Source organism: Paenibacillus sp. VT-400 (assembly GCF_001029205.1).
Lineage (GTDB): Bacteria > Bacillota > Bacilli > Paenibacillales > Paenibacillaceae > Paenibacillus > Paenibacillus amylolyticus.
This window is the reverse complement of record NZ_LELF01000067.1, coordinates 3110001-3133574: the sequence shown is the minus strand read 5'-3', so window position 1 is coordinate 3133574 and position 23574 is coordinate 3110001. Positions and strand designations below refer to the sequence as shown.

General features: G+C 45.5%; 24 protein-coding genes and 1 other annotated feature. Of the genes, 16 read left to right on the top strand and 8 right to left on the bottom strand.

The window, feature by feature from the left end; all coding sequences use genetic code 11:
• Positions 1-179 precede the first annotated feature (179 nt).
• On the bottom strand, positions 180-812 hold the full coding sequence (locus EL84_RS24435) for a hypothetical protein (RefSeq protein ID WP_047843439.1): 633 nt from the start codon (positions 810-812) through the stop codon (positions 180-182).
• 204 nt (positions 813-1016) lie between these two features.
• Here EL84_RS24435 and EL84_RS24430 point away from each other — a divergent pair, with 204 nt between their 5' ends.
• Positions 1017-1718, top strand: coding sequence for a pseudouridine synthase (locus tag EL84_RS24430; protein ID WP_036672780.1), 702 nt, complete (start codon positions 1017-1019; stop codon positions 1716-1718).
• A 71-nt stretch (positions 1719-1789) separates the two neighbouring features.
• On the opposite strand, the gene EL84_RS24425 is transcribed toward EL84_RS24430, so the two are convergent.
• The 3 genes from EL84_RS24425 to EL84_RS24415 all read right to left on the bottom strand — a co-directional run bounded on the left by EL84_RS24425 (position 1790) and on the right by EL84_RS24415 (position 4918).
• Positions 1790-2728 (bottom strand): DMT family transporter, encoded by a 939-nt coding sequence (locus EL84_RS24425; protein WP_047843438.1) that lies wholly within the window; start codon positions 2726-2728, stop codon positions 1790-1792.
• Positions 2725-3576 (bottom strand): AraC family ligand binding domain-containing protein, encoded by an 852-nt coding sequence (locus tag EL84_RS24420; protein ID WP_047843437.1) that lies wholly within the window; start codon positions 3574-3576, stop codon positions 2725-2727. Before EL84_RS24420 ends, EL84_RS24425 begins: the two co-directional genes overlap by 4 nt.
• Before the next feature lie 226 nt (positions 3577-3802).
• The gene (locus tag EL84_RS24415) at positions 3803-4918 is read right to left on the bottom strand and encodes an NADH:flavin oxidoreductase (protein ID WP_047843436.1); all 1116 of its coding nucleotides are present in this window, start codon (positions 4916-4918) and stop codon (positions 3803-3805) included.
• Between the two features lie 223 nt (positions 4919-5141).
• Between EL84_RS24415 and EL84_RS24410 the strand changes: the two genes are divergently transcribed.
• The 8 genes from EL84_RS24410 (at position 5142) to tyrS (ending at position 13094) form a co-directional block, all read left to right on the top strand.
• Positions 5142-5723 (top strand): TetR/AcrR family transcriptional regulator, encoded by a 582-nt coding sequence (locus EL84_RS24410; RefSeq protein ID WP_047843435.1) that lies wholly within the window; start codon positions 5142-5144, stop codon positions 5721-5723.
• A gap of 54 nt (positions 5724-5777) precedes the next feature.
• Positions 5778-6077 (top strand): Dabb family protein, encoded by a 300-nt coding sequence (locus EL84_RS24405; RefSeq protein WP_047843434.1) that lies wholly within the window; start codon positions 5778-5780, stop codon positions 6075-6077.
• A gap of 46 nt (positions 6078-6123) precedes the next feature.
• Positions 6124-6903 carry an NRDE family protein gene (locus tag EL84_RS24400; RefSeq protein ID WP_047843433.1) on the top strand — a complete coding sequence of 260 codons (780 nt, stop codon included), beginning with the start codon at positions 6124-6126 and terminating at the stop codon, positions 6901-6903.
• 312 nt (positions 6904-7215) lie between these two features.
• A complete protein-coding gene (locus EL84_RS24395; RefSeq protein ID WP_047843432.1) occupies positions 7216-8532 on the top strand; it encodes a nucleobase:cation symporter-2 family protein in 1317 nt (438 codons plus the stop codon).
• A gap of 311 nt (positions 8533-8843) precedes the next feature.
• The gene (locus tag EL84_RS24390) at positions 8844-10313 is read left to right on the top strand and encodes a protein adenylyltransferase SelO (RefSeq protein WP_047843431.1); all 1470 of its coding nucleotides are present in this window, start codon (positions 8844-8846) and stop codon (positions 10311-10313) included.
• A gap of 159 nt (positions 10314-10472) precedes the next feature.
• Positions 10473-10916, top strand: coding sequence for an Imm63 family immunity protein (locus EL84_RS24385; RefSeq protein ID WP_047843430.1), 444 nt, complete (start codon positions 10473-10475; stop codon positions 10914-10916).
• A gap of 20 nt (positions 10917-10936) precedes the next feature.
• Positions 10937-11386, top strand: a complete 450-nt coding sequence (locus EL84_RS24380) for a DMP19 family protein (protein WP_047843429.1) — start codon at positions 10937-10939, stop codon at positions 11384-11386.
• Positions 11387-11484: 98 nt separating this feature from the next.
• Positions 11485-11712 (top strand) — a binding site (T-box leader).
• A gap of 119 nt (positions 11713-11831) precedes the next feature.
• Positions 11832-13094 (top strand): tyrosine--tRNA ligase, encoded by a 1263-nt coding sequence (gene tyrS, locus EL84_RS24375; RefSeq protein WP_047844391.1) that lies wholly within the window; start codon positions 11832-11834, stop codon positions 13092-13094.
• A 156-nt stretch (positions 13095-13250) separates the two neighbouring features.
• Here tyrS and EL84_RS24370 read toward each other — a convergent pair whose 3' ends face one another.
• From EL84_RS24370 to EL84_RS24355, 4 genes are all read right to left on the bottom strand, one after another.
• Positions 13251-13529 (bottom strand): YxcD family protein, encoded by a 279-nt coding sequence (locus tag EL84_RS24370; protein ID WP_017687903.1) that lies wholly within the window; start codon positions 13527-13529, stop codon positions 13251-13253.
• A 5-nt stretch (positions 13530-13534) separates the two neighbouring features.
• A complete protein-coding gene (locus EL84_RS24365) occupies positions 13535-14032 on the bottom strand; it encodes a hypothetical protein (protein ID WP_036613538.1) in 498 nt (165 codons plus the stop codon).
• Between the two features lie 98 nt (positions 14033-14130).
• Positions 14131-14697: a PadR family transcriptional regulator gene (locus EL84_RS24360; RefSeq protein WP_036613540.1), complete on the bottom strand. Its 567-nt coding sequence runs from the start codon at positions 14695-14697 to the stop codon at positions 14131-14133.
• Between the two features lie 173 nt (positions 14698-14870).
• Entirely contained in the window at positions 14871-15446 is a 576-nt protein-coding gene (locus EL84_RS24355) for a beta-class carbonic anhydrase (RefSeq protein WP_036613541.1), read from the bottom strand.
• A 349-nt stretch (positions 15447-15795) separates the two neighbouring features.
• Between EL84_RS24355 and EL84_RS24350 the strand changes: the two genes are divergently transcribed.
• The 7 genes from EL84_RS24350 to EL84_RS24320 all read left to right on the top strand — a co-directional run bounded on the left by EL84_RS24350 (position 15796) and on the right by EL84_RS24320 (position 23542).
• On the top strand, positions 15796-17310 hold the full coding sequence (locus EL84_RS24350) for a carboxypeptidase M32 (protein WP_047843428.1): 1515 nt from the start codon (positions 15796-15798) through the stop codon (positions 17308-17310).
• 159 nt (positions 17311-17469) lie between these two features.
• Complete coding sequence (locus EL84_RS24345) at positions 17470-18474, top strand: ABC transporter substrate-binding protein (RefSeq protein WP_047843427.1); 1005 nt, start codon at positions 17470-17472, stop codon at positions 18472-18474.
• Between the two features lie 29 nt (positions 18475-18503).
• Entirely contained in the window at positions 18504-19298 is a 795-nt protein-coding gene (locus EL84_RS24340) for an ABC transporter ATP-binding protein (RefSeq protein WP_047843426.1), read from the top strand.
• 38 nt (positions 19299-19336) lie between these two features.
• Complete coding sequence (locus EL84_RS24335) at positions 19337-20128, top strand: ABC transporter permease (protein ID WP_370739078.1); 792 nt, start codon at positions 19337-19339, stop codon at positions 20126-20128.
• A 348-nt stretch (positions 20129-20476) separates the two neighbouring features.
• The gene (locus EL84_RS24330) at positions 20477-21454 is read left to right on the top strand and encodes an aromatic acid exporter family protein (protein WP_036613548.1); all 978 of its coding nucleotides are present in this window, start codon (positions 20477-20479) and stop codon (positions 21452-21454) included.
• A gap of 75 nt (positions 21455-21529) precedes the next feature.
• Entirely contained in the window at positions 21530-22090 is a 561-nt protein-coding gene (locus EL84_RS24325; RefSeq protein WP_017687912.1) for an outer spore coat protein CotE, read from the top strand.
• A gap of 201 nt (positions 22091-22291) precedes the next feature.
• Positions 22292-23542, top strand: a complete 1251-nt coding sequence (locus tag EL84_RS24320) for a putative amidoligase domain-containing protein (protein ID WP_235431588.1) — start codon at positions 22292-22294, stop codon at positions 23540-23542.
• The last annotated feature ends 32 nt before the right edge of the window (positions 23543-23574 follow it).

Here is a 23574-nt window from a genome sequence, read left to right as displayed (position 1 = left end):
ATTTCGTGTCGAAAGGGTAGATATGATTCAATCCATATGCCTTTTAACAGGGTTTGGCATCTGTATTGATCGAGAATAGTAAAACGTGCATATATAAAAAAACGTTCCCTGTCTAGGTAGACGGGAAACGTTCTGATTAACCGTTTTATATGATGATACCTGACTTCCACGTATCGCTCTTAAGCAGTCTGTACAAAGAAAATTCCATCGAATGGTGCGTGAGCAGACGCGGGACCCTTTCGCAAAAATAAATAACCATTTGCATCGGGAAGACCCAATATATCCCGATAAGGCTCAGGAAAATCTCCGGAATATATTTGACACACCAGTTGATGTTCCTCTAGCAAATGGTCAATTCCTTTCACACCGTTTGGTACAGTGGGAGAGAAAAATGAAAATGCAGGGAACTCCCGTTCGTCTAACTCCATTTCTATCAAACGTACGCCGCTTAACGGAATGGGTGGAACGGGACATACGGAAGTGAGTGGATGCGAAGATACCGAGACATAAGTGCATCCGGCAACAATATTCTCGTTCCATTCCAGTTCATCTCCCGTATAGGTTACCTGATCCAGAAAGTATTCGGAGGCGGAGTAGGTCGAGAAGACCGAGATATATTTATCTTGTGGTAAAGAAGGGATATGGATCTGCTGTGAAAGTGTATTGCAATTGATGGAGAACAGATGCAATAAAGGTTGCCCCTCAGGGTTGAGAGGCCAGTCGGAAATGTATGCAGTTTCTCCACCAATCCACATGCCAGAGTCTTGGTTTGGATCATCGGGGTCAACTGTAAATCGAGTAACTTTGTACATGAGAAACTCCTTCCAGAGTGTATTTTGGCTTTCCTATGTAACGTTGTATGTGTTTTTATATAACAATTCATTGCTTCGTTTCAGTATAAATGAGATGATGTGGAATGAAAATCAGTACAAGGTACTAACTCATTGCATGAAGCGAATGAACATACCAGCATTCAAAGAACCAGTGGCAATACTATAGATGAGAAGTGGTGACACATGTTAATTAACAAATACATAAGTGAAACGGGATTCTGCTCCCGCAGGGAAACGAACCGTTTAATTGCGGCCGGACGCATAACGATCAATGGCAGGGTATGTGAAAAAGGGGCGGAAGTTGAACCTCACGATGTGGTACTCATTGATGGCAAGCAGATTCCTCGTAATGACAGCGAACCTGTCTACATTGCTTTGAACAAACCCATCGGTATTGTCTGCACAGCAGCAGAACATGTGGAGGGGAACATCATTCAATATATGAATTATCCTTCTCGCATATTTGCGATAGGCAGGCTGGATAAGGCATCTGAGGGGTTGATTTTGCTTACGAATGACGGAGGCATTGTGAACAAGATGATGCGTTCGGAGCATAATCATGATAAAGAATATGTAGTGACTGTAGACAAACCCATAACTGACGAATTCGTAAAGTCCATGTCTGATGGCGTTGAAATTCTGGACGTGGTGACCAAGCCCTGCGAAGTGTATAGGCAAAGTGACAATGTATTTCGTATTATTCTGACACAGGGTCTCAACCTGCAGATCCGCAGAATGTGCAAAGCCTTGGGGTACCGAGTCCTGAAGCTGGAGCGCGTGCGAATTATGAATATTACGCTGGATCAACTGGAGCGGGGGCAATGGCGTCATCTGGAGCAAGAGGAACTGGAGATTCTGCTGTCTCAATTGAATGAGATAAAATGAATGACTTCTGCTGCATGTCAACGGTGGTCAACCATGATGTCCAGTTATATCAGTAAAAAATGAAGCAAACACTAACCCCTATGTGGATTAGTGTTTTTGTTGTTAAGCTTGTGTCCTTTTTGTTCTGAAATGTAAGAGCCAAATAGGGTTAAGAACGCACCGAGTACAATCACCCAGGTTATCTGCTCTTGAAGAATCAGTGCAGATGACACAACAGTAATGACAGGCACCAGATAGATATATACGCTCGTTTGGATAGCTCCGAGAAGATTCACGGCCCGGTTCCAGGTCACGAAACACAACGCGGAGGCACCCAGACCGAGGTAGAGAATATTGGAGAGATTGGTCATGTTTGTGAAGCGTCCGAGTTCCAAGTGGAATTCAAACAGGAAAAGAGCTGGCAGCATGAAGATCAGGCCATAGAAGAACACTTTGCGAGTCGCACCAATGGAGTGATAGCGAAGCTGCCCAATTTTCCGCATTAGCACAGAGTAGATCGCCCATACCGCAGGTGCTATGAAAGCAAGCAGATCACCTATCGGATTCAGTTGCAGAATGAAACTGCCGTTCAGTGCGATGAGTAGGATGCCGCTCAAGGCAATCCCGAATCCGATAATGAAGCGGCGAGTTAACTTCTCACCATCTAAGAAGAAGTGTGCGAGCACGGCAGTGAAGAACGGGGCAATGGAGACAATGACACCCACGTTGGAAGCTGTTGTGTACACCAGAGCAATATTTTCAATAAGAAAATATAACGTCACCCCACATAGTCCTGCTGCGATAAATAACCATTCTTCTCTGAATGAGGCGATCCGCAGTGAACGTGGATAGATCAATAACAGTACCAAATACCCGATCAGGAAACGGAAAAATAGAATCTCCACTGGAGTAAAGTCAATCAGTAGAACCTTCGTCGAGACAAAGGTAGTCCCCCAGATCAGTATAGTAAACAAAGCGAGTAAATGTCCGGTAGAGGCTCTAGTGTTTTGATGATCAAGATGACTTGTCATACGATGTTAGTGGAGGTTCGTTTCAACTCCGAATCATGATTGAAGATACGTCTATATTGCTTGGGTGTCAGGCCGATCAGTTTTTTGAAAAAATTCGTGAAATGGCTCTGGTCACTGAATCCTGTCTGTGCGGCTACTTCAATCGGAAGCAGACCTTGTTCCAGCAGACGTTTGGCTTGATTAATGCGAATCGTCTCCAGATAACGGTAAGGTGATATTCCTTTCTGGCGGGTGAATAAACGCAGCAGGTGGTACTTGCTCATCTCCGTCAAATCGGCTAACTCGTTCAGCGAGATGCTCTCCATGTAATGAGCTTCTATGTAATCACATATGCGTCTGATCTCCAAGGTCACATCCTGTGTGGAAACAGGTGGTTCAGCATCCGAATAATCTCGCAGCAATTGATCCAGTAGTAAGAGTAACAATTCTTCTTTGCAGAAATCCGATTGCTCTTCCAGAATCATCTGATGCAGCTCGTGCAGGGAACCCACAAGTTCACTTTGATAGAGAACGGGGGATGTGAACCGTGGCAAGTAAGCTTGTCCAGTAATCTCTCTCACATACTCTCGCATAACCTCAGGCTGGACGTTGATACAGCGATAATCGAGGGTTCTGCCATCCACCTGTTCGCAGGCGTGCGGATCATGTGGATTAAAAACAATCATGTCACCACTATTCAGAATGTATTCTTCGTTGTTGCAGACGAGGTGACGCTTGCCTTGCTCAATGAATCCAATGACGTAATAGTCATGAAAATGATTGGGAAACTTCTGCATAATGCCTTCAAATTGATAAGCTTCTAGCTGTAGATCGGTATCAAATACGACAGTCCGGACTTCCCGAGTCATGATGCACCTTCTTTCTGGTATGTTAACGTTATTATAGGTTGCAAAGAAGGAATTTTCTTGAACGATATTGCTATTGCTCGAAGTGTTTGATCGGACAGATATCTATAAAAACAAAATACCCGCAATCCCGGAGGGAAAGCGAGCCCTTTGCTAAGTATAATTGATTCATGAGTTCAAACCTATATATAGGGGAGAAGAAATCTCTGGGAACAATAACTAATTGTTCTTAGTGTAACGTAGCGAGTACTTCAGGTGTAAAAGCTTGAATCTCGGATACGCGTCCTTCGCGTATTTTGGCAGCCCATGCCGGATCACCAAGGAGTGCACGTCCCACAGCCACCAGATCAAATTCCTGTTGATCGAAACGCTTCATAAGCTCGCTCATACCTGGATGTGTTGCTTTATCTGCTCCTGCTTCAGGCTCATCTGGCATACCCACAGAACCGACGGTAATGGTGGTTTGACCACTTAGCTTTCGCACCCAACCTGCAAATCCAAGCTCAGATCCTTCAAACTCTGGCTCCCAGAAGCGTCGTGTCGAGCAGTGGAAGATATCTACACCTGCGTCAACCAGCAAATGAAGGAATTGCTCCAGTTGTTCGGGGGTGTCGAACAGTCTGGCTTGATAATCATTCATCTTCCATTGGGAAATCCGCATCGCGATAGGGAAATCAGGACCTACCGCAGCACGAACTGCCATTACAACTTCAACCGCGAATTGAGTTCGTTTCTGTAGGTCACCGCCATAGCGGTCTGTTCTCCTATTCGTTGTTTTCCAGAAAAATTGATCGATCAGAAAACCGTGTGCACCGTGAAGCTCAATTCCGTCAAAACCAATGCTTTGTGCATTGGCTGCTGCATCTGCATAAGCTTGAATCACAGTTGCGATCTCTGCCTCCGTCATGGGCGCACCTACTTGAGTACCTTCCATATCAACTCCCGATGGACTAAGAGATTCAGCTTCTGGGTGAGGTTGAGATCCAGAAGGGCGGGTAATACCCAAGTGCAGAATTTGCGGGAAAATCTTGCCGCCAGCTTCATGGACTTGCTTGACTACTTCAGCCCAGCCGTGAAGAGCTGCTTCTCCATACATATGAGGGAGCCTAGGCTCACTTGATGCAGACGGATGCTCAATAGTTGCACCCTCTGTAATAATGAGTCCAACACCATGCTCGGCACGCCGGCGATAATATGCAGCTACATCGGGACCTGGCACACCATCCGGGGAGAAGGCACGAGCCATGGGGGACATGACGATGCGCGAGGACAGGGTTAACTTTTGAACAGTGTATGGTTGGAACAGAAGCTCCGTAGAAATAACGTTATGTTGTTGATTACTCAAACTAAGCACCTCCATTATTATGCACCTTCAAGCGGGTACAAGTGCAATCTTAACAAGGTGTATAGGCATGCTCAACCAACAATCGAAGCATTTTGTTGCTTAAGCGAAAGACACGGATTATTGTATGGTGTCTTTGCACTTACTTTCACTTGTTGAACAATTAACACTTATCTATAATGAAGGAGTCTAACCAAATATTTTGTGTACAAAGGAGGATTGGGACATGTCTGGTGTATTGTCTCCAAACTCGAATGATCCGCGTGTAATCCGCACGCGTCAATTAATTCTTGATGCGTTTATAAACCAATTGAATATTAAAAATTTCAACAGTATTACGATTCAAAACATTACAGAACAAGCCACAATTAACAGGGCTACATTCTACGCCCATTTTCAGGATAAATATGCACTGCTTGAAGCCTTTTTAGCGGATGCTTTTATGGAATATGTGACGAAAAGAGTGGACCCGGATGCCCGGTTATCAGCCGAAACCATACAGCAGCTTATATTTTCATTATGTGATTATCACGTCTCAAGTAATGGTTGCATCAAAAAATATGAGACAGTTGCACCAATTATTGAAGAGAACATCAAGACTCAACTGGAGCAATTCCTTCTTGAATTATTGAGCAAAGTAGCGGGTAATGTAGATCCCAAAACGCTGAAAATTACGGCAACCACGCTAAGTTGGTCGATCTATGGAATGACGTATCGATGGAATATTGAAGGCGGGCAGGAATCTCCGGCTGAATTAGCCAACAGAGTGGTCCCTTATATGATGGGTGGATTGGAATTGTTGAATTAACTTTATTTAACGAAATTGCATTAATATTCGGATGGATATGGGAGGAATAACAAGATGTTTGAACATTTGGTTGTTTTTAAATTTAACGATAAAACCACAATAGCCAAACAGCAGGAATGGGTGGATCAATTGCTCGCGTTACAGGAACAAATACCGGGGATTGTCGGGCTGACCGCAGGGATCAATGCAACGGAAGAAACGGATCGTATCCAAGGTTACACGATTGGATTGAGAGTGACGTTTGAAGATCAGGAGGCATTGCGCGCCTATGGTCCACATCCTGCTCATCAGGCATTTGTAGCTTCCCTCGATGGTTGGGTGGAAGATGTAATTGTAGTTGATTATGCTATTTAAAGGCGCGAAATCAGAGGTTTAACGAATATAGGAGTTGAAGATTCCCATGTGTTTAATTTTATTTGCTTACAACATGCATCCAAAGTATCCGCTTATATTGGGATCCAATAGGGATGAATTCTATCATAGACCTACGGCTCAAGCACACTATTGGGAAGATCATCCTCATATATTGGCTGGCCGGGATTTGTCGAAAATGGGTACCTGGATGGGCGTAACCACAGAGGGGCGTCTGGCTGCTGTCACAAATTATCGTGATCCAAATGAAGAGGTACATGCCAAGGGCTCAAGAGGAGATCTGGTTGCTGATTTTTTAAAGGGAACGTCCACACCTGAGCAATATATGCAACACGCGGAGAGAAGTCGCAATGATTATCCTGGCTACAATTTGTTAGTGGGTGATCCTGACGACCTCTATTATTATTCTAATGTGGGTAATGTTGTGCTGAAGTTGAAACCGGGAATATACGGGATTAGTAATCACTTGATTAATACAGATTGGCCTAAGGTGAAACGTGGGAAAGAAGGGTTGGAGAAAATCATCCATGGGGAGGACGAATCTACCCTGAGAGAACAAATGTTAGGTTTGCTGCAAATGGCAGACCCTTCAGTGGATGATCTTCTACCCCATACAGGTGTTCCATTGGAATGGGAACGTTTGCTTTCTCCCATCTTCGTAAAAAGTGAAAAATTCGACTATGGGACCAGAGCTTCATCCGTTGTTCTAATGAACAGAGAAGAAGTGTCTTTTACGGAGAGGGTTCACCAGAACGGAGAGGTAATGGAGCAACGTTTTAACATCAAACATCTTAACTCGACAAGCTGAGAATATGAAAGAAATGATGTTCAAACATTATGCATTTACATGAATCACTGAAGTTAAATCCAAAGTTCATGTTTCTTTTCTTCTGAGTTAAAGAGTATTCTCGTTTCTCTATGTCAACTAATATAACGCGACATAAACGGTTTGAGAGTACCTTTTGTATAACACGCCCAATTTTAGTTAGGCTCTTTATCTCTTATCACAATTCTATGTTATGAATCATGGAACTTCCCTGAATAGTTTATATAATGTGAATCAACATAACATGATTTTGCAGCGGTTCGGTTGATTCTAATTTCAGGGGGGCAACGTGGGATGAAAGAAACCAAAAAGATGAGAGTTTTTTCACTGGGGATTCAGCACGTACTCGCGATGTATGCGGGAGCAATTCTGGTGCCTTTGCTTGTGGGCAGAGCACTAAATCTGACTGCAGAGCAGTTGGCGTATCTGGTATCCATTGACCTGTTAACGTGTGGGATTGCAACATGGCTTCAGGCTCGGAAAGGGAAGTATTTGGGTATTGGTTTGCCAGCGGTGCTCGGGAGCTCTTTTGTAGCGGTGACACCCATGATTGCGATTGGATCGCAATACGGAATTCCTGCCATATATGGGTCGATCATCGCAGCCGGGTTATTTATCGTCATCTTTGCCGTATTTTTTAGCAAAATCGTCAAATTGTTTCCGCCAGTTGTGATCGGTACAGTGGTAACCATTATCGGTCTTGCGCTAATCCCAACCGGCATTAAAAACATGGCGGGTGGAGCAAACAGCGAGAATTTCGGAAGTTTGGACAATTTGGCGCTTTCATTTGGTGTATTACTGTTCATTCTAATCCTGAATCGATATGCTCGCGGTTTTGTAAAATCCCTGGCTGTTCTCCTTGGTATTATTGTGGGAACCCTCATCGCAGCCATCATGGGAAAAGTGAATTTTGCTTCTGTACAGGAAGCCTCCTGGTTCCATTTACCTCAACCCTTTTACTTTGGATGGCCTACCTTCGAAATCGGCCCCATTATTACAATGATTATTGTAGGTACGGTGGTTATCATCGAATCAACAGGTGTATTTATGGCTTTGAGCAAAATCTGTGATCAACCGATCAACGAAAACGATCTGGCACGGGGATATCGCGCAGAAGGTCTTGCGTTTGTCCTTGGCGGCATCTTTAATGCTTTTCCATATAATACATTTGCTCAGAATGTTGGTTTGGTTCAGCTCTCCAAAGTGAAAACGACCAATGTTGTTGTTGCAGCCGGAGGTATACTGGTCTTTCTCGGACTTATTCCCAAAGTAGCTGCTTTTGCAACCATTATTCCAAGTGCTGTCCTCGGGGGAGCGACTGTTGTCCTGTTTGGAATGGTCGTCTCATCCGGGATCAAAATGCTGCAAAACGTCGACTTTGGCAAACAATCGAATCTATTGATCGTGGCTTGCTCCGTTTCACTTGGGCTCGGTGTTACTGCTGTACCCGATCTGTTTGCCCAGCTTCCTCAAAGTATTCGGATTATTGTTAGCGATGGTATTATTACGGGAAGCCTGTCAGCCATCCTGCTTAATGTCTTCTTTAACCTTGCTTTGAAAAAAGAGAGCTTGCCAATACAGCCTGTACAGGCTCAAGAAGCACATACGTAATCCTTGTAATAACAGACGTGTCATCTGGTAGTAAGTGGAATAGATCCAAGATGGTTTTCTGGGAAGTGGAATGTAAGACAATGATTCCACTTGGCAAAGAAACCTCTTGGATTTTTTTGTGTTTACGATTCATGAGGAATGCAAAAGGCATGCAAATATGCTAAAGTTTCATCAAGAACATTTTAGATGTTCGTTTAAGTCAACAACCTCTTGAATTGAATTTCCATGCGACTACATAAATGAGCATTGGTTCACAAGGCTACAATATAACCAAGGGATATCCCTGGTGCAGAAAAGGAGTTGTGATCACCATGCAACAAGAAACGTTGAACAAAGGTTGGAACTTGGAGAATAGTTATGCGCAGTTGCCGCAACCCTTTTTTACAAGTCAGGGCGCAGTGCCTGTTGAATCACCAAAGCTGATTATTTTCAATAGACTGCTTGCATCCAGCTTGGGTCTGGATGTGGAGTCTCTTGACAGTGATGAAGGAGCGGAAATTTTTGCAGGTAACCTGATTCCGGAAGGGGCCGAGCCTTTAGCTCAAGCCTACGCAGGGCATCAATTCGGCAATTTTAACATGCTTGGAGATGGACGAGCTTTGCTGTTGGGTGAACAGATTACGCCACAGGGCGAGCGAGTGGATATCCAGCTGAAAGGTTCAGGGAGAACACCGTACTCTCGTGGAGGAGATGGACGTGCTGCTGTAGGGCCCATGTTGCGAGAGTATATTATTAGTGAAGCGATGTATGCACTGGGTATCCCAACGACACGCAGTCTGGCTGTGGTATCAACAGGAGAAAACATTATCCGCGAAACAGAGCGGCCAGGTGCCGTATTGACCCGGGTGGCTTCCAGTCATATCCGGGTAGCAACCTTTCAGTACGCAGCAAGATGGGGGTCTATTGAAGATCTTCGGGCGTTGGCTGATTACACGTTGAATCGACATTTCCCTGAGGTTGCCCAAGCCGAAAATCGCTATCTTTTGTTCCTTCAGGAAGTGATTAAACGGCAGGCGGCTCTCATAGCCCAATGGCAGCGTGTTGGTTTCATTCATGGCGTGATGAACACGGATAACATGGCGATCAGTGGTGAGACCATCGATTATGGTCCATGCGCCTTTATGGATGCTTACAATCCGTCGACCGTATTTAGCTCCATTGACAGACAAGGTCGCTATGCTTATGGTAATCAACCGTATATTGCCGGGTGGAATTTGGCTCGTTTTGCCGAGACGCTTCTGCCGTTGTTGCATGAAGATGAAGAACAGGCCGTGCAACTCGCTCAGGATGCTATCGCACAATTTTCTGAATTGTACCATCATCATTGGCTCAAGGGAATGCGTGCCAAACTGGGCTTGTTGGATGAAGAGGCCGAAGATGAAGCATTGATCAAGGAGCTTCTTGAACTTATGGAGAAGCATAGTGCAGATTACACCAATACGTTCCTGGCTTTGACCTTTGATACATTGGAAGGGACAGCTTTGTTTGGCACGCCAGAATTTGCTGAATGGCATGAGCGGTGGCAAGCAAGATTGGACAGACAGCAAGAGGAGAAGGAAGTCTCTCGACAGTTGATGAGAACAAACAATCCAGCGGTCATTCCCCGAAATCATCGGGTCGAGGAAGCCCTTGAGCAAGCGGAGAATCACGGAGACCTTAGCGTGATGGAGAAGCTTTTGGCAGTTCTTTCAGATCCGTTTGCACACTCACCTGAACAGGCTGAATATGCCGAACTACCTGCACAATGTAATACTTCGTATCAGACTTTTTGTGGGACCTGATTGAACAGTAGGAATAAATATGAAGAGGCTGCCTTGGGCAGCTTTTTCATTTTTTTATTCTGTCATGAACGTTAGAATTCAACGTTTTTATTGAATTTTTAGATTATCATGCAATAATCAGAGAAGTAGAGTTTTACTTTTGCAGAGGCAGGTGCATTCATGTCCAACATGTTAAGCAAAGAACAATTGGCAGACATCCTTTTACAGCTTTTAGAGCGTACATCTTTCCCTAGGGAACAGATGCAGAACTATGTTAACCGCTTGTTTGAGACCTTTAAATGGGATGGGGTGCCCTATGTAGAGATTAGAGAAGATGCGTATATCGTTCGAATTTACGAACGTGGTCTCGTCTCGTTGGAGAAACGGGTGAAACAGCCGGATGAAGTCATCTATTGGTTGCTGGAAGATATTATTTTCACCGCGACGCATGTAGGGTTGTTGGAAAGACATGGCGTGGATAATAAAGAAACGCATTTGAACTATACAAATGAAGTGATGAAAGACCTGAACAGGGGTGTTCTGGAAGCCTTCCAGCAGATCGGTAATCCGTATTTACATTGGCATCAGACGGGTAAACGTCAGGAGTTAGAGGGCATGGCATAAAGAAAAGTGAGGTGTGTTACGTGAGCGAGCAAGATATTAATGATGTATGGTATGACTATGCTGTGTTATTTGTCGAAAAAAAGAATGAATCTGAACAGGGCTGGGCATCGTTGAATTCGAACGAGCAGGACATTGCTGCTTTATGGCTGTTAGAGGCGGATGTCTTTAATGGCGGTTTTATACAGTTTTTCTGCAACTGGGGGGAAGAGGTATACCGTTACGCGTTGCGGGCATTACATATCATTGGTGCGACTCAAGTCGTGGAGATTATAACGTCAGCATACGGCTACATTGAGCACTTGAAAGAGGATGAAAGGCTTACCGAACTGTGGGATATTCCTAAATTCCTGACAAAGGAACAAGAGCAGCAGTTAGATGCGCTGGATCAGCAGTTTTGGAACAATGAGGATCAGATCGCGGAGAAAGCTTATGGTTATTATCACGGAAAATTGAACATGATGATTATATAATCTGGTTTCAACTATGCATCCGTTGTTCTGTTCAAAGATTAATACTTGGTCTTGCAATGACTGAAACGTTCGGCTATACTTGCTATAAATTGAATACATGAATCACGTTGATAGAGCGCAGTAGCGGCTTTGTCCCTGTTACAGAAAGTCAGGGGTTGATGGAACCTGATACATACAAGGGCTGCGAATTACACTCTGGAGTACTTGGGTAATGCCAAGCGGATGGGCAAACGATATATTGCCAAAAGTGGTATGGATAACGTGTTAAGGTCACGTGTTGTCCATGCAATTTGGGTGGTACCACGGTTATGATAATCGTCCCTGTGTCTAATGAAGACAAGGAGGCGATTTTTTTGTGTCCAAAAAATCCGTTCCAGCGTGTAGTTTCGTAATTTAACGTTGATCATGACTGAATCTTGAGGATAGAAAAGGGGTTATACACATGATGAATATTATTGATGAACTACAGTGGCGTGACGCCATTAACCAGCAGACAGATGCAGAGGGACTGCGTGAGTTGACTGAAACCAAATCAATCTCATTGTACTGCGGCGTTGACCCTACGGGGGACAGCATGCATATCGGACATCTCATTCCATTCATGATGCTGAAACGTTTTCAACTGGCAGGACACCGTCCGGTTATTTTGATAGGTGGAGCTACAGGAACGATTGGTGATCCAAGTGGTCGGCAGGCAGAGCGTTCTTTGCAAACGATGGAGCAAGTGCAGGAGAATGTGGATGCACTGACAGCGCAGATGAAGAAGTTGTTTGTAACAGACGGTGATAATCAGGTTCGCATGGTGAACAACTACGATTGGACACACAAAATCAATGTGATTGAATTCTTGCGTGACTACGGCAAAAACTTTAACCTCAACACCATGCTGGCTAAGGATGTAGTTGCGAGCAGACTGGAGGGCGGAATCTCGTTCACCGAGTTTTCCTACCAGATCCTTCAATCACTCGACTACCTGCACCTGTTCCAGAACGAAGATGTACAGCTTCAAATTGGCGGTTCCGATCAATGGGGGAATATCACGAGTGGTCTTGATCTGATTCGTAAAAAAGAAGGATCTGAAGCGAAGGCGTACGGTCTGACCATTCCGCTCATGCTCAAATCCGACGGTACGAAATTTGGTAAAACAGCTGGCGGTTCAATCTGGCTTGATCCGAACAAAACGACACCATTTGAATTCTACCAGTTCTGGGCGAATACAGAAGACCGTGATGTGATCAAATACTTGAAATACTTTACCTTCCTGAGCAAAGAAGAAATTGAAGCTTTGGCTGAAAAGGTAGAGACAGAACCGCACAGACGTGAAGCACAGAAAGCACTCGCGGAAGAAATGACAAAATTCGTTCACGGCGAAGAAATGCTCGAACAGGCTAAACGTATTACAGCGGCGCTGTTCAGTGGTGATATCCGTTCCCTAACAGCAGATGAAATCGAGCAGGGTTTCAAGGAAATGCCAACATTCGAAACGGACGGGGAAGCGAAAAATATCGTCGACTGGCTCGTAGATCTGGGGTTGGAGCCATCCAAACGCCAGGCGCGTGAGGATGTCACTAAAGGCGCTATCTCCATGAACGGTGAGAAAATCACGGAGCTTGAATTCACAGTGTCGGCAGAGCATGCCATTGGCGGTAAATTCATTATTATCCGTAAAGGTAAGAAGAACTACAGCCTGGTTAAACTTCAATCGTAGTTTCCAAGAATTAGAACGTAACACAGAGACGTATAGAGACTACAATAGACGCACAAATAGAGCTACAAATACAGAAACAAAAAGACCGCCTTCCATCTCTGTCAGGCGACAGAGGGGAGGCGGTCTTTCGTATATCAGGCCAGTGAGTGACCTATCTTATTGATTAACGATCGCTGTGATTTCTTCATCCAGATCAAGTCGCACATTTTCACGGTACGCCCGGATGTTGTATTCACTGTGCAGGTAACGAAGAATCGCTTCAATCATATTGGACTCGACCAGATATTGACTGCGTCCTTGGATCCAAACTTCAGCGGAATAACCTGTATCTTCTTCCCAGCTCAGTTCTACATTCACATCGGTTGGACGTACACCCTTACGTTCTGCCATATGAATACAGATTGCATTCACAATTTCATCCATGCTCAGAACCATAGAGATTAGTACCGTCCGTTTCTGTTACGGTCATCATCACGATCATTGCGACGGTCATAACGACCATCCGCTGCAGGTTTGCGACGATTGGAGATGGCTCTGAAGAGTGCCATAGCCAGCATAACAATCAACATAATTGCTGCAACGTTCACGAGCAATCCAAGGATGTTACCCAGAGCGCCCATGCCACCGAACAATCCGCCAAACATCATACCAGCAAGACCACCAAGCATCATGCCTTTCATGAATCCGCCGCCACCGCCGAAGAATCCGCCACGGTTCGTTGTAGCTGCTCCATTGCTGGAATTGTTATTCGTATTCGATTTGCTTACATTGCTGTCGGATTTCTTAGGTGTATTGCTATAACTTTTCGTACCGGATTTGAATCCGCCACCACGTCTTGCATCTGCAGAATCCGGATTCGTTACTCCCACTGTTGCGAACAATAATGTAAAGGCCATAAATACCATCATTAGATGTTTAACTCCGAATTTTTTCTTCATTGTAAAGATCGTAACCCCCCGATTAATTTGTTTGAATCGCCCAAAAATGGGCCTTACTCATGTAATACGGTCAACTTGCAGGAACGTTTCAAATTTTATTAAATTTCTGAAACGCTTGGACTCGGGTCTTGAATTGCAGCTTGGCCATCAAGCAATTGGGTAACCCAATGACACCATTCCAGGCCTGTTTGTGCGTGCATTAACCCTTTTTGTACCAGGATGTAGCTTCCAAAATCTCGGTTGCCTACACGAAGATTATCCTGAGGTATACGTGACTTCAGATCCTCGAAATAACGTATGCGTTCCATAAACCAGCTTTTACGCTCGTTAAGAATGCGTCTCATGCTTCCGTCTTCCGCTATGCCAACACACAAAATACGCAAATTAAATTCATCGCGTGTAACCGGTGCGGTAACAGGAGTAATCATCCATTCCAAGAGCTTTTCAATGCCTTTTTCCGTAACTGCGTACATTTTCTTGTCCGGTTTGTCAGACTGTTGTACCCAGCGGGAGGCCAATAACTCATCGTTTTCCATCTTGGACAGGAGTGGATAGATCTGGCTGTGTTTCGCCTGCCAATGTGGCTGGATTTTCAGCATCAGATCATAGCCCGATGACTCCTCGCGGGTAAGCAGCCCGAGTAATCCGTAGGAAAGTATGTTCATGCACATGTCTCCTTAATATTAGGGCTAGGTCAGAGAGAACAATCGTTTTTACTTTCTTTGACCGCTTTCATAAAAAGTGTACACTGAAACTGTATGGTTTGACAACCTGACAGAGCAACTGCCTTAATTTAGACAAAAAAAGTGCGAACCATAAGGTCCGCACTCCAAACCATTTAGAGAGATGCCTGTTGTCCATACCCCTCAGCGACAAGATCAAGCTCACCTGTGGCAGAATCGATAACCATGCCGTGGACGGGTACATTGGGAGGAAGTAAAGGATGCTTCTTGATCACTTCCACAGTATGTTTTACCCCTTCTTCGACGCTGTCAAACCCGCGCAACCATTTTTGCAAACGGATGCCAGAGTTCTCCAGAGTAGTCATGACTTCTTCCGATACGCCACGCTCAACCATATGTCCAATCATGGTCTCAGCGTGAAGGGAAGCCATACCACATTCGGTATGCCCCACTACCAGGACTTCATCTGCACCCAGTTCATAGATGGCGACAAGTACACTACGCATTACGCTTCCGAAAGGCTGAGAGATAATTGCGCCTGCGTTTTTGATGATTTTCACATCACCGTTTTTCAGGTTCATGGCCTTGGGCAGCAATTCCACCAGACGTGTATCCATACAAGTGATGATAACCATCTTTTTGGTTGGAAACTTGCCAGCCGTATACTTTTCGTATTCTTTAGTCTCGACAAATGATTTGTTGTAAGTCAAAATCTCTTGAATGTTGTTCATGTCCATTGCCTCCTGTTATCCAATACGACGAGCACGGCCACTTGCATATGATGCAGCTTGTCCTACACGCCTTTGCTTTAATAGTATTTCACGGTCAGCAGATGGCATTACTCCAACCCTTTAGAGGTTGTTCAAAAAGTCCACTTTTGATTACGAATCATGCCTGAGGGCATCATCAGCATCGAAGTTGAACGCCATTTCTATCTTCGCGGTAATGAAAACCAGACTTTTTGAACACGTATCTTTAGGAGAACAATGCAATTTTCATCTGTTAAAAGTTGATTATACGCAATGCAAAAAGTATCATCAATAGGGTATAACATTTTTTTTGAAGAGGTGAACGATAACAATGGATAAACAAACACAGGAACATTTGGAATCCTTCCGTAATCTGGCTCGTAAAATTAAGAGCTATCATGAAGCCATTGGTTTGCTTCACTGGGATCTGCGCACAGGTGCGCCGAAAAAAGGCGTTCCGACTCGTTCGGAGACGCTGGGTATGTTGTCCACCGAAGCATTCAAGCTGCAAACCTCGGCTGACATGAAGACTTACCTGGATGCATTAACGACTCCAGCAGTATTGGAACAGCTCGAAGATATAGATCGTCGTCTGGTTGAAGATTGCAAGAAAGAATATGATCGCAGTCAATCCGTACCACCTGAGAAAGTACAAGCTTATACCGTGCTAACAGCCAAGTCGGAAACAGCATGGGAAGATGCCAAGCATAATAGTGATTTTGCAGGATTCTCACCTTATCTCACAGATATCGTTAAGCTCAAACAGGAGTTTATTGATTATTGGGGTGTGAAGGATACACGTTATGATACGCTGCTTGATATGTATGAACCGGATCTGACGGTTGAGAAAGTGGACGCTGTGTTCGCCCGCCTCAAAGCACGTTTGGTGCCTCTACAAGAGAAGATTAATGCTTCAGAAAACAAGCCAAATACAGAGTTCCTGAATCAGTTGTTTGACACCAAACAGCAGGAAAAATTCAGTCTGTTCATCCTGGAACAAATGGGCTATGACTTTGAAGCTGGACGATTGGACGAGAGTGTTCATCCTTTTGCAACGGGTCTTAACCCGGGTGATGTGCGGATCACAACACATTATCTGCAAGATGATGTAGCAAGCGCAGTCTTCAGTTCACTGCATGAGGGTGGACATGCCCTGTACGAGCAAAATATTGATGACAGTCTGGCGGGTACCCTTCTTGCCGAAGGAACGTCCATGGGGATTCATGAGTCCCAGTCCCGTCTTTGGGAAAACATGATTGGTCGCAGCCTGCCATTCTGGACACGCTATTACAAAGATTTGCAGCAGCATTTCCCGCAACTGAGCGAGGTTGAACTGGAAGATTTCTATCGTGCAATCAACCGGGTGGAGAGTTCACTCATTCGGATCGAAGCGGATGAACTGACCTATAACCTGCATATTATTATCCGATATGAGATCGAGAAAATGTTATTCAACGATGGTCTGGAAGTGAAAGACCTGCCAGAGACCTGGAATGCAAAATACAAGGAATACCTAGGTATTATGCCAACGAATGATGGAGACGGTGTTCTTCAGGATGTTCACTGGTCTGGTGGTGACTTTGGTTACTTTGCTTCGTATTCTCTGGGTAATATGTATGCAGCTCAAATTCTACATACATTGCGCAAGGAAATGCCGGAGTTTGATACCCTCATTGCCGAAGGAAATCTGATTCCAATTAAGGAATGGCTTACAGACAAGATCTACCAGTATGGTAGAAGTCGCACACCTTCCGAATTGATTGTTGCCGTAACGGGTGAAGAATTGAACCCGGATTATCTGGCCGATTATCTGGAAGCCAAATATGCCGAGATTTACAAGCTGTAGATATCCCATATATAACATATTAAATAACATATCGAAGAGCTGAAGAGCCGGGCAACATTGCCCGGCTCTTTTTTGCATTTAAGTTCTTAACCTTTTGTTGGGCATCGGCATATCCATAATAGAGAGAAACTGCTGAAACCAGTGAAGGAGGGAAACAACATGAAATACACGCCATGGTTCGTCCGGGGCATCGTTATTCTGCTGATTATCATTGTGGCGCTCACCAGCTGTAATAAGGAAGAGAATGAAGCCAAGATTACGATAGGCGAAGTGACTCGTTCGGTATTTTACGCACCGGAGTATGTGGCTGTGGCTCAAGGTTTTTTTGAAGAGCAGGGACTTGAGGTGGATATTCAAACGACTGCTGGTGGTGACAAAACGATGGCGGCATTACTCGCAGGTTCGGTGGATATCGCACTGGTAGGGGCGGAGACGTCCATATATGTCTATCAGCAGGGAGCGGAAGATGCGGTTATTAACTTTGCCCAGCTCACCCAGACGGATGGTACATTTCTGTTCGCTCGTAACACAGAAGGTAGCTTCGATTGGGAGCAACTGAGGGATTCCACATTTCTCGGTCAACGCAAAGGCGGCATGCCGCAAATGGCAGGGGAGTTCGCACTGAACAAACATGGCATTGATCCGCAAAGTGATCTGGAGCTGATTCAAAATGTGGACTTTGCCAACATTGCGTCTGCTTTCGCTTCAGGCACGGGAGATTATGTTCAACTGTTTGAACCCCAGGCATCCATCTTTGAACAAAAAGGTCGGGGTAAGGTTGTTGCATCGTTTGGCACAGAAGGTGGTCTTCTGCCTTACACCGTCTTCATGACGAAACAGAGTTATCTTAACGACAATAAGGATATCGTACAGAAGTTTACGAATGGTCTACACAAAGCGCAGGCATGGGTGGATTCCCATACGGCTGAAGAGATTGCTGAAGTCATTTCTCCTTTTTTCAAAGACATCGATCCAGCCATTTTGGTAAGCAGTGTGAACCGTTATAAGGAACAGGGCAGCTATGCAACGGATCCGATCATTGATGAGGAAGAGTGGAACAATCTGCTTGATGTCATGAGTGCCGCCGGAGAGTTGAAAGAACGTGTGGATTTGAATGCCATTGTGGATAATGCCCATGCGGAAGAAGCTACGAAATCAAAGTAATGGGGTATTCAGGAAAGGAAGTGAGCAGAATGCCTGAATCCGAGAGTGTGATCCGACTGGAGGGGATCTCTCAAGTATACGTCAGCGAGCGGGAAGCTTCCTTGGTGCTTGAGGACTTGAGTCTGGAGATCCAAAAAGGAGAGTTCGTCAGTCTGGTTGGACCGAGTGGATGCGGTAAAACGACATTGTTGTCGATCATCGCCGGGCTGCTCACACCCACCCGAGGAGAGGTTAAGGTTAAAGGTAAACTCGTTGGCGGCCCCTCAGCACAGATTGGTTATATGCTTCAACAGGACTATCTGTTTCCGTGGCGGACCATTCTGGATAATGCATTAATCGGTCTTGAACTGACAGGCAGACTGGATGAACGGAGCCGTGAGCGTGTACGGGAACTGCTGGTAAGTATGGGATTGGCCGGAACGGAGAATCAGTACCCTTCAGAGCTTTCAGGAGGCATGAGACAGCGAGTAGCCCTGGTGCGCACGCTGGCAACCGATCCGGGGATTTTATTGTTGGATGAACCATTCTCAGCACTTGATTATCAAACCAAGCTGCAATTGGAGGATCTGGTCTCGGACACGTTAAAACAGTTTGGCAAAACATCTGTTCTCGTCACCCATGATTTGTCTGAAGCCATTGCGGTCAGTGACCGCGTCATTGTACTGGATCGCAATCCGGGCCGCATCCGTCGTGAATTTATCATTCCCGATGGAATTCGTAAATCTCAGCCGTTTCATGCCAGGGAGCAAGAAGGATTTAATGCGTTGTTTCAGGCATTGTGGAGTGAACTGGATCAGTCCGGGGGAGGTGAGGAAGACGCGTGAATCCAATGAATCCGAAGCAGGAAAAGCGTGACGAATGGATGGGGCAGCTGCATCGGAATCATATTCAGCAGGTGGCTAGATGGCGACATCAAGTGCTTGCCGTACAGTTATCTATGTTAGTATGTATGTTTTTGCTATGGGAAGTGGCAGGCAGACTCCGTTGGATTGATGTACTGTTATTCAGTTATCCGAGTAAGGTTTTTGCCCAGATTGGCAAGGACATCGCTAGTGGCGAGTTGTGGGCACATGTTGGGGTAACCGTAGGGGAAACGGCGGTTGGTTTTTTACTGGGAACACTGGTGGGAACCTTGCTTGCGGTTTTAATTTGGTGGTCTCCTTTTTTGTCCAAAGTGCTGGACCCCTATATGGTTGTATTCAACAGTATGCCAAAGGTAGCACTTGGCCCAATCTTTATTGTGATGTTCGGCGCGGGTTTTACAGCGATTGTAATGACCACGTTGTCCATTACGGTTATTATTACAACATTGGTCGTGTATAACAGCTTCAATGAAGTCGATCCCAATTATATCAAAGTCATTCGTACGTTTGGTGGAGAACGTTCCGAGATTTTTACCAAAGTTGTATTACCTGCTTCTTTTCCGGCGATTGTATCCACCTTGAAAGTGAACGTTGGCATGGCTTGGGTGGGTGTAATTGTGGGTGAGTTTCTTGTCGCCAAACAAGGACTCGGTTATCTCATTATCTATGGATTCCAGGTATTCAACTTCACACTTGTATTATCAAGTCTGTTAATTATTGCTGCAGTTGCAACAGCCATGTACCAACTTGTTGTCTATGCAGAACGCAAAATGCTGGCTGGCCGAAGGTGATTCGGAAGTGTTTTACTCGTAATGTGACCGGGTATGATATGTATACAATTTCACAAGGGGTGTCACGTTGCCCGATACCGTAAAATCAAGTACCATATTTAGTATGATTATTCCGCGCAGATCCGGAATGAATGCGATGATTGGAGAAGAGGGCCTTGAGGTTCTGTCGCAACGATCTAACTTGCCAGCGTCCCTCATTCGGGGCGTGTTGCTGTGACCGGCATGCATGCGCATGTCGGTTGATGTCGTCTAGTTTACTTTTGGATGAGACATACTAGTCATGATAAATGAATGAGGCGACGAGCTGGCTAAGAATTTTTTTGCTGCTTAGAGGAGATGGAATGTTAAATGGGTTTTAGGGTAATTAAAACTGCAATCGCCGCATTAATGGCTGTATTGATTGCAGACTGGTGTCGCTTGCCGGGACCAACATCAGCGGGATTGCTTGCCATTCTTGGTGTGGATGTAACGAGAAAACGAAGTATTCGCACCATATCGGCGCGGTTCTTTGCTTCCGTAGTTGGACTTTTATTTGCAAGTGTACTTTTTCACTTTCTAGGCTTCCATTATTGGGTGCTGGCGGTATACATATTGATCGCATTCCCGGCTATTGTCCGGGTAGGATTTAAAGAAGGCATTGTTACAGGTTCTGTTGTGGTGTTTCGGGTGTTCGGCGGCGGGGAGATGGACGTGCATGTCGTCCTCGTGCAAATTGCTTTGTTGTTAATTGGTCTTGGTTCCGCAATGGCGGTTAATCTGGCCTATATGCCGGCAGCAGATCCACAGATGCTGCGCATTCGCAAACGAATCGATGAACTCTTCTCGAAGATTTTCAAGGAATTTGCGGCCACGCTGCGTAATCCCAATGAAGCATGGGCAGGGAGAGAGCTGATTGAAGCAGATAAAGCGATACTTGGCGGTATTGATGCTGCCAAACGTTCTCTGGAGAATCAGGTGATTCATCCGAATGAGGAATGGAGCGTCTACTTCTATATGCGCAAAACGCAGTTGGACTCCATCCAGCACATGATGCATCTCGTGTCCCAGATCTATCAGAAGATGCCACATGCGGAGATGGTATCGGAGCTGTTCGATCAGCTTAGTCAGGACGTACTCACTGAATCCTACACGGGACGAACTGAAAAACTTCTTGCAGATGTGCAAGAAGAATTCAAACGTATGGAGCTGCCGGATACAAGGGAAGAATTCGAGATTCGTTCTGCAATTCTCCAGTTGTGCCGCGAACTCGCGCTGTATCTGAAAGTCGCGAAGAAGGACAAAGCACCGTCCCCAATCTCGGACCGGTCCCAATCTACAAACGAATAATAGAAAATAGTTGTCACCCTAGACGAATGCCCTGCATACACTTGTAGTGAATGATTGTATGGAGGAGGTTTAAAGATGTCATTGAGTCATAAACATCAATGTAGAGAGATTATCACGAAGGCGATCTGCGGCAAAGGTCGTAAGTTCTCTACCGTAACACATACCGTGACTCCGCCAAATGGTCCGACAAGTATTTTGGGGGCTTGGATTATCAACCACCAATATGAAGCCGTATCAGCGGGTGACGGAATTGAAGTTATTGGTACTTACGATATCAACATTTGGTATTCCTACGACAAGAACTCTCAGACGGATGTAGCCAAAGAAACGGTCTCGTATGTAGAACATGTGCCTTTGTCCTATCTGGACCCGAAACACCGGACTTCCACAGTGGAGGTATCTGCGGATGCAACGCAGGAACCTAGCTGTGTGGAAGCCACAGTATCAGCAGGTGGAAGCAGTGTAATTATCCGGGTAGAACGGGAATTCGCTGTGGAACTCGTTGCCGAAACCAAAGTTTGTGTGAAGGTCTGCACAGATGGTTGCGGTGACTACGAAGACAAGGACTATGACTTTGGCAGTGCCGATGGAGATTATGACGATCTCGATCCCGATCTGCTCGACGATGAGCTGTGAGTTTGACGCCTGTATTTGATAACCTAAGGTATCATATGCGCCAGAAGGCGCGGTGAAGAGGGCGTAAGCCCTCTTTCTTCTTAAATATTAAAAAATGGGTGGTAACGAGCCTCGCAATGTGCCTGGAATACCTTTCACGGGAAGGCTCCGCATTGCGGGGTTATTTTTATTTTAGTTGCATGATCCGGGAGGGGGGACGTAATGAATGTGATGGAACAAGCGGAGGAAGCGCTGCGCCGATATGAAAGGATGACTTCTGGAGAACGTGCAGAACGGTTGAAACAGGCAGGCATTGAAGTATTGTCACTGCACGATCGGCGCAAACGTGAACCAGGCTTGCGTGTACGCTATGACGTAGAGATAAGCTGTCTGCAGGCGATCCGGATCAAGCGCAAGGATACTAGTGGCATGGGAGGGGCACAGGAAACTCTGTTGGAGCGTGAAGCGAGTTCAACCTTATTCAAGCGCATAGAACGACTTGCGATCAAAACGCTGTATACGCTAGGACTGGATCATGGAGCTGTTCGAATGGAATCCTCAGGGAACGGCGGTTGTGCAGTGATTTCGATTGATCCATGTCCCTGGAAAGGGGTGACCAACCTTGCTGCTACCTATAGGGAAAGCTGGAAGCAGCATCAGGAACTGCTGGATGAGGAAGTGAGTCACAGACCCACTCCGATACTCGGCATGGACCCCGAGTTCCTTCTGGTTCAGATGCCGGAATCCAAAATCGTACCCGCCTCCAAATTTCTTGAACGTACCGGAATGGCAGGCTGTGATTCCGTGACGATTGGTGGACGGCGCATATATCCGGTTGCCGAACTGAGACCGGCTCCCAGCTCCGAACCACGAGAATTGCTGGCTCATCTGATGAGGGCATTCGCAGCTGCTTCCCGCAGCATTAGTGATCACTCGCTCATCTGGCAGGCAGGAGGGATGCCACAACGGGGGTTACCTTTGGGTGGTCATATTCATTTTAGCGGGGTGAATCTTACCGGGGAACTGCTTCGTGCACTGGACAATTATCTGGCATTGCCACTGGCATTTCTGCAAGACCCCCGTGGATCGGGAAGACGACCCCGTTATGGAGCACTTGGTGATTTTCGTCTGAAATCCTATGGTGGGTTTGAGTATCGTACGTTACCCAGCTTTCTTGTGTCGCCCCTTGTTGCGAAAGGTGTTGTGGCCTTGGCAGGTCTGATCGCGAGCGGGTATACTCAATTACGGCAGCGTCCGTTGGCGAAAGCTGAGGTTCATACGGCTTTTTATGAAGGAAAGCGCGAAGTGATTAAGGATCACATCCCAGCACTCGTAGATGATCTGAAGAGGTTGGATGGATATGCACGTTATGAACGGTATGCGTCTCCGTTAATCCTTCAATTAAAACTGGGAAGAACTTGGGATGAGAGCCGTGATATTCGCAAACTCTGGAATATTCGGGCAGGTTCATGAAGTACGGACGTTTTTTTGATATAATAATAAAC

What these genes read in the sequence shown, in the direction of transcription:
- EL84_RS24360 (WP_036613540.1), bottom strand. Translation starts at nt 14,697, where the DNA reads ATGAACATACTTTCCTACGGATTACTCGGGCTGCTTACCCGCGAGGAG.
- tyrS (WP_047844391.1), top strand. Translation starts at nt 11,832, where the DNA reads ATGAATATTATTGATGAACTACAGTGGCGTGACGCCATTAACCAGCAG.
- EL84_RS24340 (WP_047843426.1), top strand. Translation starts at nt 18,504, where the DNA reads ATGCCTGAATCCGAGAGTGTGATCCGACTGGAGGGGATCTCTCAAGTA.
- EL84_RS24425 (WP_047843438.1), bottom strand. Translation starts at nt 2,728, where the DNA reads ATGACAAGTCATCTTGATCATCAAAACACTAGAGCCTCTACCGGACAT.
- EL84_RS24320 (WP_235431588.1), top strand. Translation starts at nt 22,292, where the DNA reads ATGAATGTGATGGAACAAGCGGAGGAAGCGCTGCGCCGATATGAAAGG.
- EL84_RS24395 (WP_047843432.1), top strand. Translation starts at nt 7,216, where the DNA reads ATGAAAGAAACCAAAAAGATGAGAGTTTTTTCACTGGGGATTCAGCAC.
- EL84_RS24390 (WP_047843431.1), top strand. Translation starts at nt 8,844, where the DNA reads ATGCAACAAGAAACGTTGAACAAAGGTTGGAACTTGGAGAATAGTTAT.
- EL84_RS24355 (WP_036613541.1), bottom strand. Translation starts at nt 15,446, where the DNA reads ATGAACAACATTCAAGAGATTTTGACTTACAACAAATCATTTGTCGAG.
- EL84_RS24410 (WP_047843435.1), top strand. Translation starts at nt 5,142, where the DNA reads ATGTCTGGTGTATTGTCTCCAAACTCGAATGATCCGCGTGTAATCCGC.
- EL84_RS24385 (WP_047843430.1), top strand. Translation starts at nt 10,473, where the DNA reads ATGTCCAACATGTTAAGCAAAGAACAATTGGCAGACATCCTTTTACAG.
- EL84_RS24330 (WP_036613548.1), top strand. Translation starts at nt 20,477, where the DNA reads ATGGGTTTTAGGGTAATTAAAACTGCAATCGCCGCATTAATGGCTGTA.
- EL84_RS24435 (WP_047843439.1), bottom strand. Translation starts at nt 812, where the DNA reads ATGTACAAAGTTACTCGATTTACAGTTGACCCCGATGATCCAAACCAA.
- EL84_RS24350 (WP_047843428.1), top strand. Translation starts at nt 15,796, where the DNA reads ATGGATAAACAAACACAGGAACATTTGGAATCCTTCCGTAATCTGGCT.
- EL84_RS24430 (WP_036672780.1), top strand. Translation starts at nt 1,017, where the DNA reads ATGTTAATTAACAAATACATAAGTGAAACGGGATTCTGCTCCCGCAGG.
- EL84_RS24420 (WP_047843437.1), bottom strand. Translation starts at nt 3,576, where the DNA reads ATGACTCGGGAAGTCCGGACTGTCGTATTTGATACCGATCTACAGCTA.
- EL84_RS24405 (WP_047843434.1), top strand. Translation starts at nt 5,778, where the DNA reads ATGTTTGAACATTTGGTTGTTTTTAAATTTAACGATAAAACCACAATA.
- EL84_RS24400 (WP_047843433.1), top strand. Translation starts at nt 6,124, where the DNA reads ATGTGTTTAATTTTATTTGCTTACAACATGCATCCAAAGTATCCGCTT.
- EL84_RS24370 (WP_017687903.1), bottom strand. Translation starts at nt 13,529, where the DNA reads ATGGTTCTGAGCATGGATGAAATTGTGAATGCAATCTGTATTCATATG.
- EL84_RS24365 (WP_036613538.1), bottom strand. Translation starts at nt 14,032, where the DNA reads ATGAAGAAAAAATTCGGAGTTAAACATCTAATGATGGTATTTATGGCC.
- EL84_RS24345 (WP_047843427.1), top strand. Translation starts at nt 17,470, where the DNA reads ATGAAATACACGCCATGGTTCGTCCGGGGCATCGTTATTCTGCTGATT.
- EL84_RS24335 (WP_370739078.1), top strand. Translation starts at nt 19,337, where the DNA reads ATGGGGCAGCTGCATCGGAATCATATTCAGCAGGTGGCTAGATGGCGA.
- EL84_RS24325 (WP_017687912.1), top strand. Translation starts at nt 21,530, where the DNA reads ATGTCATTGAGTCATAAACATCAATGTAGAGAGATTATCACGAAGGCG.